This window comes from Paraburkholderia podalyriae, assembly GCF_014397785.1.
In the GTDB taxonomy this organism is placed as follows: Bacteria; Pseudomonadota; Gammaproteobacteria; order Burkholderiales; family Burkholderiaceae; genus Paraburkholderia; species Paraburkholderia podalyriae.
The window spans coordinates 43234-57322 of record NZ_VZQQ01000022.1; the positions used below are offsets into that span (position 1 = coordinate 43234).

The following is a 14089-nucleotide window of genomic DNA, read 5'->3' on the forward strand; positions in this document are numbered from 1 at the left end:
CGCCCCTTCCGGCCACGCTATCGCAGCGATCAGAAAGCTTGATGGCGCAGCCGTGTGCCCCGCCCTTTATAATGCCGGGCTGATACCCATCTACAGTTTCAGTTCAAAACGCACGGCTACGCAGCGGCGAGCCGCGCGCCGTACAAGGATTCGATCATGCCCGCAACTGCAACGAAACACGCCAAAGTTCTGATTCTCGGTTCCGGTCCCGCCGGCTACACGGCGGCGGTTTACGCAGCGCGCGCCAACCTCGCGCCGGTGCTGGTCACCGGCCTGGCGCAAGGCGGCCAGCTGATGACCACGACCGACGTCGAAAACTGGCCCGCCGACGCCAACGGCGTACAAGGCCCGGAACTGATGGCGCGCTTCCTCGAGCACGCCGAGCGCTTCAATACCGAGATCATCTTCGACCACATCCACACGGCGAAGCTTGACGAGAAGCCGATTCGCCTGATCGGCGATTCGGGCGAATACACGTGCGACTCGCTGATCATTTCGACCGGCGCATCGGCGCAGTATCTCGGCCTGCCGTCGGAAGAGGCGTTCATGGGCAAGGGCGTGTCGGCCTGCGCGACCTGCGACGGCTTCTTCTATCGTCAGCAGCACGTCGCCGTGATCGGCGGCGGCAATACGGCCGTCGAAGAGGCGCTGTATCTCGCCGGCATCGCGAAGAAGGTGACGGTGATCCATCGCCGTGACAAGTTCCGCGCCGAGCCGATCCTGATCGACCGTCTGCTCGCGAAGGAAAAGGAAGGCGTCGTCGAGATCAAATGGAACCACGTGCTCGACGAAGTGACCGGCGACACCTCCGGCGTGACCGGCCTGCGCATCAAGCACACGCAGACTGGCGAGACCACCGACATCGCGCTGCAGGGCGTGTTCGTCGCGATCGGCCACAAGCCGAACACGGACATCTTCGAAGGCCAGCTCGAGATGAAGAACGGCTACATCATCACGAAGGGCGGTCTGAACGGTTTCGCGACCGCGACGAGCGTGCCGGGCGTCTTCGCCGCCGGCGACGTGCAGGACTACATCTATCGCCAGGCGATCACGAGCGCGGGCACCGGCTGTATGGCCGCGCTCGACGCGCAGCGCTATCTCGAGACCATCAACGAGATGGCCGGCGAGCACGCGATGAGCGCGGAAGCGGAGCGCTGATCCGCAGCGCGCTGCCGTATGGCGACGCCAGGTCGCGACAGCAGGCGCGACAGTAAAATGACGGTGGCGCGCAGCGCAGCCGTGATCGGCTCACGAAGGCCGCGGCTGCAATGCCCGCGGCCTTCGTCGTTTTTGCCGCCCAGCCTCGTACCACCGATCGACCTTTCCGCCTGTTTGCCGATATGCCGAAGAATCAGCCCCATCCGAACGAACCGAAACGCCCGCAAGCCGCCGCGCGTTCCGCGCCCGCAGCGGCCGTGCCCGCCGTCGCGCCGAAGCTCGATCGCGCGTCGGGGCTCGCCGGACTTGGCGCGTTGCGCGAAGCGTTGAAGGGCGACGCCGAGCGGCGCGCGCGCAAACAGGCGGCGGCGCGAGCCGCGCAGCGCGAAGCGGCCGCCGATGCCGATCTGTTCCGTCGCGAGATCGGCGAAGTTGCGCCGCTCGCGATTCCGCCGCGCGCGACGCTCACGCGCAATCCCCCTCCGCCTCTGCCGGTGCAGACGCTGCTCGACGAGGAAGCGGTGCTTCACGAAGCGATCTCCGACGAGTTCGACCCCGAAGTGCTGCTCGAAACGGACGAAACGCTGTCGTATTGCCGCCCCGGCGTGAGCCGCGACGTCGTGCGCAAGCTGCGGCGCGGCGACTGGATCGTGCAGTCGCAGATCGACCTGCACGGCATGCGGCGCGAGGAAGCACGCGAGGCGCTCGCCGAATTCATCCGCGAATCGGTCAAGCGTGGCCTGCGCTGCCTGCGCGTGATTCACGGCAAGGGATTGGGGTCGATCGGCAAGGAGCCGGTGCTGAAGGGCAAGGTGCGCGCGTGGCTCGTGCAAAAATCCGAAGTTATCGCGTTCTGTCAGGCGCGTCCGCACGACGGCGGCGCCGGCGCGGTGGTCGTGCTGTTGCAGCCGGGGTCGTTGCCGCCGCATGGGGCGAACGTGAAGGTCTGAGGTCGATTTTTTCGGCCGTCGTTCGTCGTGGGGTAAACGGCCAGCCTGGCCGTCGCGCGGTGACCATCGGCGTCGCCGTGCACTCGTGCTGCGCAACCGTCCAAGGTGATCGCGATGCCCCTGCAACTTTATGCCCATCCGTTCTCGTCTTACTGCCAGAAGGCCCTGACCGCGCTGTACGAAAACGGCACGCCGTTCGAGATGCGCGTGCTCGCGCACGACGACCCGCTCGTCATGGCCGAATTCGCCGCGCTGTGGCCGATCAAGCGCTTCCCGGTGCTGGTCGACGGCGGGCGCACGGTGATGGAGGCGAGCATCATCATCGAATACCTGGGCCTGCATTATCCGGGGCCCGTCGCGCTGTTGCCGGCCGATCCGCGCGCCGCGCTCGACGTGCGCGCGATGGACCGCTTCTTCGACAACTACATATCGACGCCGCAGCAGAAGATCGTCTTCGATAGTCTGCGCGCCGAGACCGAGCGCGACACGCGCGGCGTCGCCGATGCGCGCGCGCTGCTCGACACCGCGTACGCATGGCTCGACCGGCACATGGCCGAACGCGAATGGGCCGCCGGCCACAGCTTCAGCCTCGCCGACTGCGGCGCCGCCCCGTCCCTCTTCTACGCCGACTGGACGCATCCGATCGACCCCGCGTTCGCGCACGTGCGCGCGTACCGGCAGCGGCTGCTCGCGCGGCCCTCGTTCGCACGCGCGGTCGACGAGGCGCGGCCGTATCGGCCGCTATTTCCACTGGGCGCGCCGGAGCGGGACTGAGCCGCGAGCGGCGGCGGCAGGTTCGCGCGAACGAGGCGCGCCGGCAGACAACCCGTTTAGCTGGCTGTAGACTTCCTGTCGTGTCGCAAGCCTGCCCCGCCCTTCTTTCGGCTCACCACTCACAAGGCACACCATGGACCGCTTTGAAGCGATGGAGATCTTCACGCGCGTGGTCGAAGCGAACAGCTTCACCAAGGTTTCGGAATCGCTGGATCTGCCGCGCGCGAAGGTCAGCCGTACGATCCAGGCGCTCGAGGAACACGTCGGCGTGCGGCTCCTGAACCGCTCGACGCGCCAGGTCAGCGTGACCGAAGACGGCGCATCGTTCTACGAGCGCTGCGTGCGCATTCTCGCCGACGTCGCCGATGCCGAATCGTCGCTATCGAACAAGCGCGAGAATCCGGCCGGCACGATCCGCGTCGATACGTCCGGCACGCTCGCGCGCTCGCTGTTGCTGCCCGCGCTCGATAACTTCTACGAACAATACCCCGCGATCGACGTGCGCCTCGGTCTCGCGGATCGCAACATCGATCTGATCCAGGACGGTGTCGATTGCGTGATCCGCATGGGCACGCTCGAAGAATCGAGCCTCGTCGCAAAGCGCATCGGGCTTGCGCGCATCGTCACCTGCGCATCGCCCGCGTATCTGCGCAAGTTCGGCACGCCGACCACACTGGCGGAGCTGGGCGAGCATCGCGCCGTCAACTACGTGTCCGCGCGCAGCGGCAGGACCTTCCCGTTCGAATACGAAGTGGACGGCGAAATTCAGCGCGTCGCGATGCAAGGCACGCTCGCCGTGAACGACGGCTCCGTGTACATCACCGCGGGCGTGCTGGGCCACGGCATCATCCAGCCGTCGCGCTTCATGGTCGCCGAGCTGATCGAGCAAGGCGCGCTCACGGAAATTCTCGGCAACTACACGAGCCCCGGCACGCCGCTGTCGATTCTGTATGCGCATCGCCGCAATCTGAGTTCACGGTTGCGCGCGTTCATCGATTGGGTCGGCGAGCTTGCGCGCAGTCATCCGGATTTGCGCTTGCCCAAGGCAGCTTAGCGGCTGCGAAAACAAAAGCCCCGTGCGCAACTCAACGCATGGGGCTTTTCTGCGCGACGGATTCAGCGCTTATGCAATCCGCTCTTCATTCGCCGGATCGAACAGCACCGCCTTCGACGTATCGAACAACAGCGTCGCGTTCAACTCCGGTTGCGGGTTCGACGCCGGGTGTACGCGGCTCACGATGCGCTTGCCGTTGATCTGCGCGAACACCAGCGTGTCCGGACCCGTCGGCTCGATCACGTCGACCTTCACTTCGACCGGCTGCAGCTTCGAGTCGTCGCCATGCGCGCCGCGCGCGTCGGTGATGCGCTCCGGACGCAGGCCGAGGATCACGTTGTTGCCGACGTGCGAGCGCACCTTCGCCGAATCGAACGGCAGCACCAGCACCTTGCGCGCGACGCCCGTATCGAGTTCGATGCCGACGCCCGAGCCCTGCTCGACCAGCTTGCCTTCGATGAAATTCATCGGCGGCGCGCCGATGAAGCCCGCCACGAACAGGTTCGACGGCGAGTCGTAGATTTCCTGCGGCGCGCCGAACTGCTGGACGATGCCGTCCTTCATCACCGCGATGCGGTCGCCGAGCGTCATCGCTTCGATCTGGTCGTGCGTGACGTAGACGATCGTCGTGCCGAGGCGCTGATGCAGCAGCTTGATTTCCGAACGCATCTCGATACGCAGCTTCGCGTCGAGGTTCGACAGCGGTTCGTCGAACAGGAACATCACCGGATCGCGCGCGAGAGCGCGGCCCATCGCGACACGCTGACGCTGGCCGCCCGACAGCTGGCCCGGCTTGCGATCGAGCAGATGCTTGATCTGCAGCGTGTTCGACACGCGCTCGACGATCTGCGTCTGCTCCGGTTTCGGCACCTTGCGGATGTTCAGGCCGAACGAGATGTTCTCGCGCACCGTCATCGACGGATAGAGCGCGTACGACTGGAACACCATCGCGATGTCGCGATCTTTCGGCGACAGGTTGTTGACGGTCTTGCCGTCGATCTGGATGTCGCCCTTGGTCACGGTTTCGAGACCGGCAATCATATTGAGCAGCGTCGACTTACCGCAGCCCGAGCCGCCAACCAGAATCAGGAACTGGCCGTCTTCGATGTCGATGTTGACACCCTTCAGAACCGGCACCCCGTTCGGGTAGGTCTTGTACACGTCACGGATGGAAAGGCTTGCCATGCTGTGAATCCTCTAGTCTCTGGTACTGCTTGAAAACGTCTTGTCAGGTGACGGCGGCACGCGTTCGGTGAAACGCCGTCGCTCTACGATGATTTAGCCCTTCACCGCGCCCGCGGTCAGGCCGCGCACGAAGTAACGTCCGGCGATGATGTAGACGAGCAGCGTCGGCAGCGCCGCGATGATCGCGCCGGCCATGTCCACGTTGTATTCCTTCACGCCGGTCGAGGTGTTCACGAGGTTATTCAGCGCGACGGTGATCGGCATCGAATCGACGCCGGAGAACACGATACCGAACAGGAAGTCGTTCCAGATCTGCGTGAATTGCCAGATCAGACACACCATGAAGATCGGCAGCGACACCGGCAGCAGGATCTTCGTGAAGATCATGAAGAAACCCGCGCCGTCGATACGCGCGGCCTTCACGAGTTCAGCCGGCACGCTCACGTAGAAGTTGCGGAAGAACATCGTGGTGAACGCGATACCGTAGATCACGTGCACCAGCACCAGGCCGCTCACCGTGTTCGACAGGCCGATGGAGCCTTCGAAGCGCGCCATCGGCAGCAGGATCGCCTGGAACGGAATGAAACAGCCGACGAGCAGCATCGTGAAGATCGGATCGGCGCCACGGAAACGCCAGTGCGTGAGCACATAACCGTTGAACGCGCCGATGATCGACGAGATCAGCACGGCGGGAATCACCATCCGCACCGAGTTCATGAAGAACGGCTGCATGCCGTCGCAGCGCACGCCCGTGCAGGCGCCGCTCCATGCCTTGAGCCACGGAGCGACGGTCCAGCTGGTCGGCGGCGTCAGCAGGTTGCCGGTGCGCAGCTGGTCGATGTCCTTGAACGACGTCGACAGCATCACGTACAGCGGGAACAGGAAGTACAGGGCGAACAGGACCAGGGCCGCGTAAATGACGGCACGGCTAATCGTCATCTTAGGCTGCATTGCGGGTGCTCCTCGATTCCAGGTACATCAGCGGCACGAGCACGGCCACCACGGTGGCGAGCATCATGATCGACGATGCCGCGCCGACGCCGAGCTGCCCGCGATTGAACGAAAACGTGTACATGAAGATGGCCGGCAGCGACGACGACGTGCCCGGACCGCCGGCGGTCAGCGCGACGACCAGGTCGAACGTCTTGATGGTGATGTGGCAAAGAATCAGCAGCACGGAGAAGAACACCGGCCGCATGCTCGGAATCACGATCTTGCGGTAGATGGTCGGCAGGCTCGCGCCGTCCATCTGCGCGGCCTTGAAGATTTCGCTGTCGACGCCGCGCAAACCGGCGAGAAACAGCGCCATCACGAAGCCGGTGGACTGCCAGACCGCCGCGATCACGATACAGAAGATCGCCTTGTCCGGATCGCCGAGCCAGTTGAACGAGAAGCTCGTCCAGCCCCAGTCGTGAAACACTTTCTCGATCCCGATGCTCGGCGTCAGAATCCATTGCCACGCGGTGCCGGTCACGATGAACGACAGCGCCATCGGATACAGGAACACGGCGCGCAGCGCGCCTTCGTTGCGGATCTGCTGATCGAGCAGGATCGCGAGCAACAGACCCAGAGCGATGCAGAAACCGATGAACGGGATGCCGAACCAGCCGAGGTTCGCGGCCGAGGTCCAGAACACGTCGTTCTGGAACAGCTCGCGATAGCGGTCGAGACCGGCGAACTCGAAACGAGGCATCAGCCGCGAAGTAGACAGCGACAGATAGCCGGTGATCGCGATAAAGCCATACACGAAGATCAGGCTGATGACGACGCTGGGTGCGAGCACCAGCTTCGGAATCCAGCGATCGGCAAGGGCCGCCATGGGCGACGTGCGGCGGGTGGCGGTGGCCGTTTTCCCGTTCCCGCTGATGGAAGCAGTCACTACTCGACTCCTGCTGAGACTGTACCGTCCGGCTTGCCGTGCGCGCATGGCGCGGGACCGCGACGGCCTGGGTGTGACTCCATGAAACCAGGGTGAGCCGCGTGACGCCGGACTGCGCTGCCAACGAGAGCAGCTCGAGGTCCGACCCGACACGGCCCGAAGGGTGCGCCCGGTGCTTCAGATGCAAGCCGCCGGGCGCAACGCCTCGTACTGACGCTTACTTGGTCTTCGCTGCCTTCGCGAGTGCCTGAACCGCGGTCTTCGAATCTTGCTGCGAGTTCATGAACTTCGTGACGACGTCGGAGATTGCGCCTGCCGCGGCATCCGGCTGAGCCATGCCGTGAGCGAGCGACGGCACATAACCGCCGGCCTTGATCGCGGTCTGCTCATCCGCGTACGACTTCTTCGCGCAGTCGTCGAACTTGTCCATCGGCACGCCGAGACGCACCGGGATCGAGCCCTTGTACAGGCTGAACTGCTCCTGGAACTCCGGCGACATGATCGTCTTCGCGAGCGCGAGCTGACCCGGCGTCGCGGCCTTCTGGCCCTTCTGCTGGAAGAACACGAACGAGTCGACGTTGAACGTATAGGCCTTGTCCGTGTTCGGCACCACGGCGCAGATGTAGTCCGTGCCCGACTTCTTGCCGGCGTTGGTGAACTCGCCCTTCGCCCAGTCGCCCATGAACTGCATGCCGGCCTTGCCGTTGATGACCATGGCCGTTGCGAGGTTCCAGTCACGGCCCGTGCGGCCCGCGTCGAAGTAGCCCTGGATCTTGCGGACCGTGTCGAACACGCCAACCATCTTGTCCGAAGTCAGCGTCTTCTCGTCGAGGTCGACGAGCGCCTTCCTGTAGAAGTCCGCGCCCTGCGACAGCACGACGTCTTCCCACAGCGTCAGGTCTTGCCACGGCTGGCCGCCCATCGCGATCGGCTGAATGCCCGCGGCCTTCATCTTGTCGGCCACCGCGAAGAACTCAGGCCACGTGGCCGGCACTTTGCCGCCCGCCTTGTCCAGCGCTGCTTTGTTGATGTACAGCCAGTTCACGCGATGCACCGAGAACGGCGCGCCGACGTAGTGGCCGTCCGCTTGCATGATCTTGTCGATTTGCGGCGGCAGGTTCTTCTTCCAGTCGCCCGCGACCGAATCGATCGGCACCAGCACGCCCTGCGAAGCCCAGTCCTGGATCAGCGGACCCTTGATCTGCGCGGCGCTCGGCGCATTGCCCGAGATCACCTGCGTCTTCAGCGCCGTCATGGCAGCAGCACCAGCGCCGCCCGCGACCGCGAAGTCCTTCCACGTGTAACCCTGCTTCGTCATGTCGTCCTTGAGGACGCCGACGGCCTTGGATTCGCCGCCCGAAGTCCACCAGTGCAGCACTTCGACCGACTCGGCCGCCTGCACGGCCGACACGCCAGACATCAGACCCGCAGCGCACAGAGCGCCCATGATCGCGCGAAATTTCATTGCTTATCTCCTCCAGACACCTGAACAAAAAAACGAATGGCCCCTGATGTCGCCAGGGTGCTGTGGTTGGTTCAAACAGGCAAAACACTGGGCGATCGAGCACGGTCGGGCGCATGCGCGACGGCATGTGCCGGCGGACCGTTGTCCGGCCGCTGGACGCTCAAGAGGTGAGTGATTCGGGATGCAACTGACTGTCTCCTCTTTTGATTTTTGCCTGCCCGCATCGCGCTGCAGACTCGAGGTGCCTGATACGCACCGGAAGGCGTTGTCCCATTGTCCGTAGCTTGACCGGGGACGCCCGCCGATTCGCAAAAACGTGTATTCCGCCTCTACAGCGCACGCTTTTTTCATCGAATTAACGCTACCTCTTGATTTGGATTGTAGTTAAACTACAATTCAGTGTCAAAAAATATTTTATCGGACTACGGTCGCTCTTCCGGGACGCTGCGTGTGCAGTGTCCATCAGCGCGGCGGCCCTTCAGGACATCGACGGAGACTCATGCAAACCGACTCTAGCTTCACTTTCGTTCTCTTCGGCGGAACCGGCGATCTGTCGATGCGCAAGATCCTGCCCGCGCTGTTCGAGGCGCACCGCGCGGGCGGCATGCTCGCCGACAGCGGCAAGATCGTCGCGGTGGCGCGGCACGTGGCGGATCGCGGCGAGTACCTGCAGTGGGTCGACGCGCACGTCAAGCCGTATGTATCGAAGAACGGCCTCGACGAAGTCGCGTGGACGAGTTTCCTCGCGCGCATCGAGTTCGTGAAAATCGATCTCGGCAACCCGGACGACTTCGCGCAACTGCGCGACGCGATTCAGGACCTGCCCGGCATCCGCGTGTTCTATCTGGCGACCGGTCCGTCGCTGTTCGTGCCGATCTGCCATGCGCTGGCCGCGGTGGGTCTGAACCACAACGCGCGCATCGTGCTCGAGAAGCCGCTCGGCTACGACCTGAAGTCGTCGAACGCAATTAATGATGCGGTCGGCGAAATCTTCGCGGAAGAACAGATCTACCGGATCGACCATTACCTCGGCAAGGAGCCGGTGCAGAACCTGCTCGCGCTGCGCTTCGGCAATGCGCTGTTCGAGCCGCTGTGGCGCCGCGAGTGGGTCGAGAGCATCCAGATCACGATCGCAGAGGAACTCGGCGTCGAAGCGCGCGGCGACTTCTACGACAATACCGGCGCGCTGCGCGACATGGTGCAGAACCACCTGCTGCAGTTGCTGTCGATCGTCGCGATGGAGCCGCCCCACTCGATGGATTCCGACTCGGTGCGCGACGAAAAGCTGCGCGTGCTGCGCGCGCTCAAACCGATCGATCCACGCGAAATCGGCAAGGTCGCGGTGCGCGGCCAGTATCATTCTGGCGTGATCCGCGGCAACGCGGTGCCGGCCTACGCGACCGAGCACGGCGTGAAACCGGATAGCTCGACCGAAACCTTCGTCGCGCTGAAGGTCGAGATCGAGAACTGGCGCTGGGCCGGCGTGCCGTTTTTCCTGCGCACGGGCAAGCGGCTCGCCGATCGCGTCGCCGAGATCGTCGTGAATTTCCGCCCGGTGCCCCATTCGGCGCTCGGCGCATCGGCGCTGCGCGCCGGTGCGAACCGCCTCGTGCTGCGTCTGCAGCCGAACGAGACGATCCGTCTGTACTGTCTCGCGAAGCAGCCCGGCGAGGGCATGAACCTCGCGAGCGTGCACCTGAATCTCGCGTTCGACCAGTTCTTCCGCGAAGCTCAGATGGAGGCGTATCAGCGCCTGCTGCTCGACGTGATCAACGGGCGCCTCGCGCTGTTCGTGCGGCGTGACGAACAGGAAGCCGCGTGGCGCTGGGTCGAGCCGATCCTGAACGAATGGAAGGCCTCGACCAAGCCGCCCAAGCCGTACGCGGCGGGCACGTGGGGACCGGCCGCGGCGAGCGCGATGCTCGCCCAGCACGACACCTGCTGGCTCGAGGAAGAGAATTGAGTTTGATGAATTGACGGACGGTGCCGCGCGCGATGAACACCTGGGCGCGCGGCGCCGGCAACACCACCGACGAACTGAACGGAGTCGCGCCGGTATCGCGTCAGGCGTCTGCGGGCCACCCCGCCTTGCAGGCATCGCGCGAGAGCAGTCAGGCTGATTCCGCAGACCTAACAAGAATGCAGCACGGAGGAGAAGTGATCGAGCTTCACGCTTTCGACGACCAGCGCGCCCAATCCGACGCGCTGGCGAAAGCGGTGGGCGACGCGTTACATGCGTCGCTTGCCGCACAGGCGGCCGGCACCGGCGCGTCAACCCCACTCGCGCGCCCGGCCATGCTAGCCGTGTCCGGCGGCAGCAGTCCGCGTCCGTTCCTGCAAACGTTGTCGACGCAAACGTTCGACTGGACCCGTATCGCGATCACGTTGGTCGACGACCGCTGGGTGCCGCAGACCGATAGCGCGAGCAACGCGCAGCTCGCGCGCGCCACCTTGCTGCAGAACGCCGCGCAACACGCGACCTTCTGGCCGCTCGTCGACACCACGCAGGATCTGCACTCGCACGTCGCCGCGCTGAACGCGGACCCGCGCTTTGCCGCGGCGCCCGACGTCGCGGTGCTGGGCATGGGCGAAGACGGCCACACCGCGTCGATCTTCGCGGACGCGCCCGAATGGGATCACGCGATCACCACGAGCGAGCGCTTCGTCGCCGTGCATCCGGGCGCGGCACCGCACGCGCGCGTGAGCTGGTCGCTGTCCGCGCTGAAGGACGTGAAGCATCTGTTTCTGCTGATCGCAGGACCGCGCAAGCTGGACGTGCTCAACGCCGCGTCCGCTGCGCTACAAAAAAATGCCATCTCGCAGCTGGCAAACGACAAGGGAGTGAGACTCGATGTCTACTGGTGTGCAAACTAAAGCTGTGCCGGGCGCGGGCCAGCACGCCGACGGACCGAGACTGCTGGCCGACATCGGCGGCACCAATGCGCGTTTCGCGCTCGAGACAGGCCCCGGCGAAATCGGCTCGGTGCAGGTCTATCCTTGCGCCGACTACCCGAGCGTCGCCGACGTCATCAACAAGTTTTTGAAGGACATGAAGATCGGCCGCGTCAATCACGCGGCGATCGCCATTGCGAACCCGGTCGACGGCGACCAGGTGAGCATGACCAATCACGACTGGACCTTTTCGATCGAAGCGACGCGCCGCGCGCTCGGCTTCGACACGCTACTCGTCGTCAACGACTTCACCGCGCTCGCGATGGCGCTGCCCGGCCTCACCGAAGCGCAGCGCGTGCAGGTGGGCGGCGGCCAGCGCCGGCCGAACAGCGTGATCGGCCTGCTCGGGCCCGGCACCGGGATGGGCGTGTCGGGTCTGATCCCCGCCGACGACCGCTGGATCGCGCTCGGCAGCGAAGGCGGCCACGCCACGTTCGCGGCCGCCGACGAGCGTGAAGATATCGTGCTGCAGTACGCGCGCAAGAAGTGGTCGCACGTGTCGTTCGAACGGGTGGCCGCGGGTCCGGGCATCGAGGTCATCTATCGCGCGCTGGCGGGCCGCGACAAGAAGCGCGTGGCGGCCAGCGTCGATACGGCCGAGGTCGTCAAGCGCGCGCTCGATGGCGAGCCGCTCGCGGCCGAATCGGTCGACGTGTTCTGCGGCATTCTCGGCACCTTCGCCGGCAATATCGCGGTGACGCTCGGCGCGCTCGGCGGCATCTACATCGGCGGCGGTGTCGTGCCACGCCTCGGCGAGTTCTTCGTGCGCTCGTCGTTCCGCCAGCGCTTCGAGGCGAAGGGCCGCTTCGAAGCGTATCTGCAGAACGTGCCGACCTATGTGATCACCGCCGAATATCCGGCGTTTCTCGGCGTATCGGCGATTCTCGCGGAGCAGCTGTCGAACCGCGCGGGCGGCAGCTCGTCGGCGGTGTTCGAGCGGATTCGCCAGATGCGCGACGCGTTGACGCCGGCCGAGCGCCGCGTCGCCGAACTCGCGCTGAACCATCCGCGTTCGATCATCAACGATCCGATCGTCGACATCGCGCGCAAGGCCGACGTCAGTCAGCCGACCGTGATCCGCTTCTGCCGTTCGCTCGGCTGCCAGGGGTTGTCGGATTTCAAGCTGAAGCTCGCGACCGGTTTGACCGGCACGATTCCGGTCAGCCACAGCCAGGTGCATCTCGGCGACACCGCGACCGACTTCGGCGCGAAGGTGCTCGACAACACCGTGTCCGCGATTCTGCAATTGCGCGAGCATCTGAACTTCGAGCACGTGGAACGCGCCATCGACCTGCTGAACGGCGCTCGGCGCATCGAGTTCTACGGGCTCGGCAATTCGAACATCGTCGCGCAGGACGCGCACTACAAGTTCTTCCGCTTCGGCATTCCGACCATCGCGTACGGTGACCTGTACATGCAGGCGGCCTCGGCAGCGCTGCTCGGCAAGGGCGACGTGATCGTCGCGGTGTCGAAGTCGGGGCGTGCGCCCGAGCTGCTGCGCGTGCTCGACGTCGCGATGCAGGCCGGCGCGCAGGTGATCGCGATCACGTCGAGCAACACACCGCTCGCGAAGCGCGCGACCGTCGCGCTGGAAACCGACCACATCGAGATTCGCGAGTCGCAGCTGTCGATGATCTCGCGCATCCTGCACCTCGTGATGATCGACATTCTCGCTGTCGGTGTGGCGATTCGGCGCGCGATGCCGAGCGACGACGTAGCCGAGACCGTCGAGAAAGCGCGCGAAGGCGCCGACGACGACGCGACGGCCGTACTCGACTGGCTCAGCCACGGCGCGGCTTCGTCGGCGCGCGACTGAGGCTGCGTTAGCGGCCGTGCCGGTCCGCTTGCGGTGAACGAACCCGCGGCGAGCGCATCGTCTTCGATGCGCCCGCCGTGGGTTTTTCTGTTTGGGGGACGCTGCCGTCAGTGGTTGCCGGCCGTTTCGGAGAGCCGTTTGATCGTCGCGACGCGCGCGCCGATGATGTCGATACGCCCGTGCTCGTCGACGAGCGGCGTCGACGTCCTCAGATACGCGCTCCACGCGCGTTGCGCGTGCGCGAGCGTCGGCCGCGATTGCGCGGGCATCTTCGATTCGAGCACACGGTAGTAGCGGTTCAGGTCGAACATCGCGTGTTCGCAACGCGCATCGGCGTTGCACGCGCGCGGCCGGCGCGGCACCGGTCCGCTCGCATCGGCGAGCGCGCTGCGCAGCACGAGCGCGCGGTCGCGCACCGGCTGCAGCTGCATGTCGGCTTCGGAAAGCACGTACGTCGAACCCTGGGTCGTGGCGAAGACCGCGGCGAGCAACTGCTTCTCGGCATCGTGCGACGCGAGCCAGCTCGACTGGTTCTTTTCCCACAGCCTGCGCCGCGCGGGCGGCAGCTTCGCGAGCAACTGCTGGTACGCGTTATCGACCGCGGCCTTCCAGCCGATGCGCGCATTGTCCATGCACTGCACCTGCCCCATCGTCGTCGACATGTCGGCGCGCGCGAGACACGCGCGCATCGACGCGTCGATGGGATCGGCGGCGGCCACCTCGGCATGCGCGGCCGGACTCACGATGCCGCCGAACACCACAGCGCCGGCCACCAGCGCGAAGGCCAGCACGCCGGCCCCGCGCCGCCAGCGGCCGATCGCTGGCAGGCCCGTCAGGAACTTCATCCGCCGCATCG

At 65.1% G+C, this 14089-nt stretch carries 12 protein-coding genes; 7 read left to right on the forward strand and 5 right to left on the reverse strand.

The features are described 5' to 3' along the window. Positions 1–156: 156 nt before the first annotated feature. From trxB to F6X42_RS24175, 4 genes are all read left to right on the forward strand, one after another. The gene (gene trxB, locus F6X42_RS24160) at positions 157–1158 is read left to right on the forward strand and encodes a thioredoxin-disulfide reductase (protein ID WP_187636607.1); all 1002 of its coding nucleotides are present in this window, start codon (positions 157–159) and stop codon (positions 1156–1158) included. 182 nt (positions 1159–1340) lie between these two features. Continuing rightward, the gene (locus F6X42_RS24165; protein ID WP_187636608.1) at positions 1341–2108 is read left to right on the forward strand and encodes a Smr/MutS family protein; all 768 of its coding nucleotides are present in this window, start codon (positions 1341–1343) and stop codon (positions 2106–2108) included. Positions 2109–2222: 114 nt separating this feature from the next. Further along, complete coding sequence (locus F6X42_RS24170; protein WP_187636609.1) at positions 2223–2882, forward strand: glutathione S-transferase family protein; 660 nt, start codon at positions 2223–2225, stop codon at positions 2880–2882. Positions 2883–3015: 133 nt separating this feature from the next. Next, entirely contained in the window at positions 3016–3936 is a 921-nt protein-coding gene (locus F6X42_RS24175; protein ID WP_187636610.1) for a LysR family transcriptional regulator, read from the forward strand. 69 nt (positions 3937–4005) lie between these two features. Here the strand turns inward: F6X42_RS24175 and F6X42_RS24180 are convergent, their stop codons facing one another. The 4 genes from F6X42_RS24180 to F6X42_RS24195 form a co-directional block, all read right to left on the reverse strand. Next, positions 4006–5121, reverse strand: a complete 1116-nt coding sequence (locus F6X42_RS24180) for an ABC transporter ATP-binding protein (protein ID WP_187636611.1) — start codon at positions 5119–5121, stop codon at positions 4006–4008. A gap of 93 nt (positions 5122–5214) precedes the next feature. After that, positions 5215–6072, reverse strand: coding sequence for a carbohydrate ABC transporter permease (locus F6X42_RS24185; protein WP_187636612.1), 858 nt, complete (start codon positions 6070–6072; stop codon positions 5215–5217). Further along, positions 6062–7000, reverse strand: a complete 939-nt coding sequence (locus F6X42_RS24190) for a carbohydrate ABC transporter permease (protein ID WP_187636613.1) — start codon at positions 6998–7000, stop codon at positions 6062–6064. Before F6X42_RS24190 ends, F6X42_RS24185 begins: the two co-directional genes overlap by 11 nt. A gap of 217 nt (positions 7001–7217) precedes the next feature. Next, on the reverse strand, positions 7218–8465 hold the full coding sequence (locus tag F6X42_RS24195) for an ABC transporter substrate-binding protein (RefSeq protein WP_187636614.1): 1248 nt from the start codon (positions 8463–8465) through the stop codon (positions 7218–7220). 499 nt (positions 8466–8964) lie between these two features. Between F6X42_RS24195 and zwf the strand changes: the two genes are divergently transcribed. The 3 genes from zwf (at position 8965) to F6X42_RS24210 (ending at position 13233) form a co-directional block, all read left to right on the forward strand. Further along, a complete protein-coding gene (zwf, locus tag F6X42_RS24200) occupies positions 8965–10428 on the forward strand; it encodes a glucose-6-phosphate dehydrogenase (RefSeq protein WP_187636615.1) in 1464 nt (487 codons plus the stop codon). 194 nt (positions 10429–10622) lie between these two features. Beyond that, complete coding sequence (pgl, locus tag F6X42_RS24205; protein WP_187636674.1) at positions 10623–11339, forward strand: 6-phosphogluconolactonase; 717 nt, start codon at positions 10623–10625, stop codon at positions 11337–11339. Next, a complete protein-coding gene (locus F6X42_RS24210; RefSeq protein WP_187636616.1) occupies positions 11317–13233 on the forward strand; it encodes a bifunctional transcriptional regulator/glucokinase in 1917 nt (638 codons plus the stop codon). Before pgl ends, F6X42_RS24210 begins: the two co-directional genes overlap by 23 nt. A 107-nt stretch (positions 13234–13340) precedes the next feature. Here the strand turns inward: F6X42_RS24210 and F6X42_RS24215 are convergent, their stop codons facing one another. Beyond that, positions 13341–14078: a lysozyme inhibitor LprI family protein gene (locus tag F6X42_RS24215; protein WP_376776415.1), complete on the reverse strand. Its 738-nt coding sequence runs from the start codon at positions 14076–14078 to the stop codon at positions 13341–13343. Positions 14079–14089: the final 11 nt, after the last annotated feature.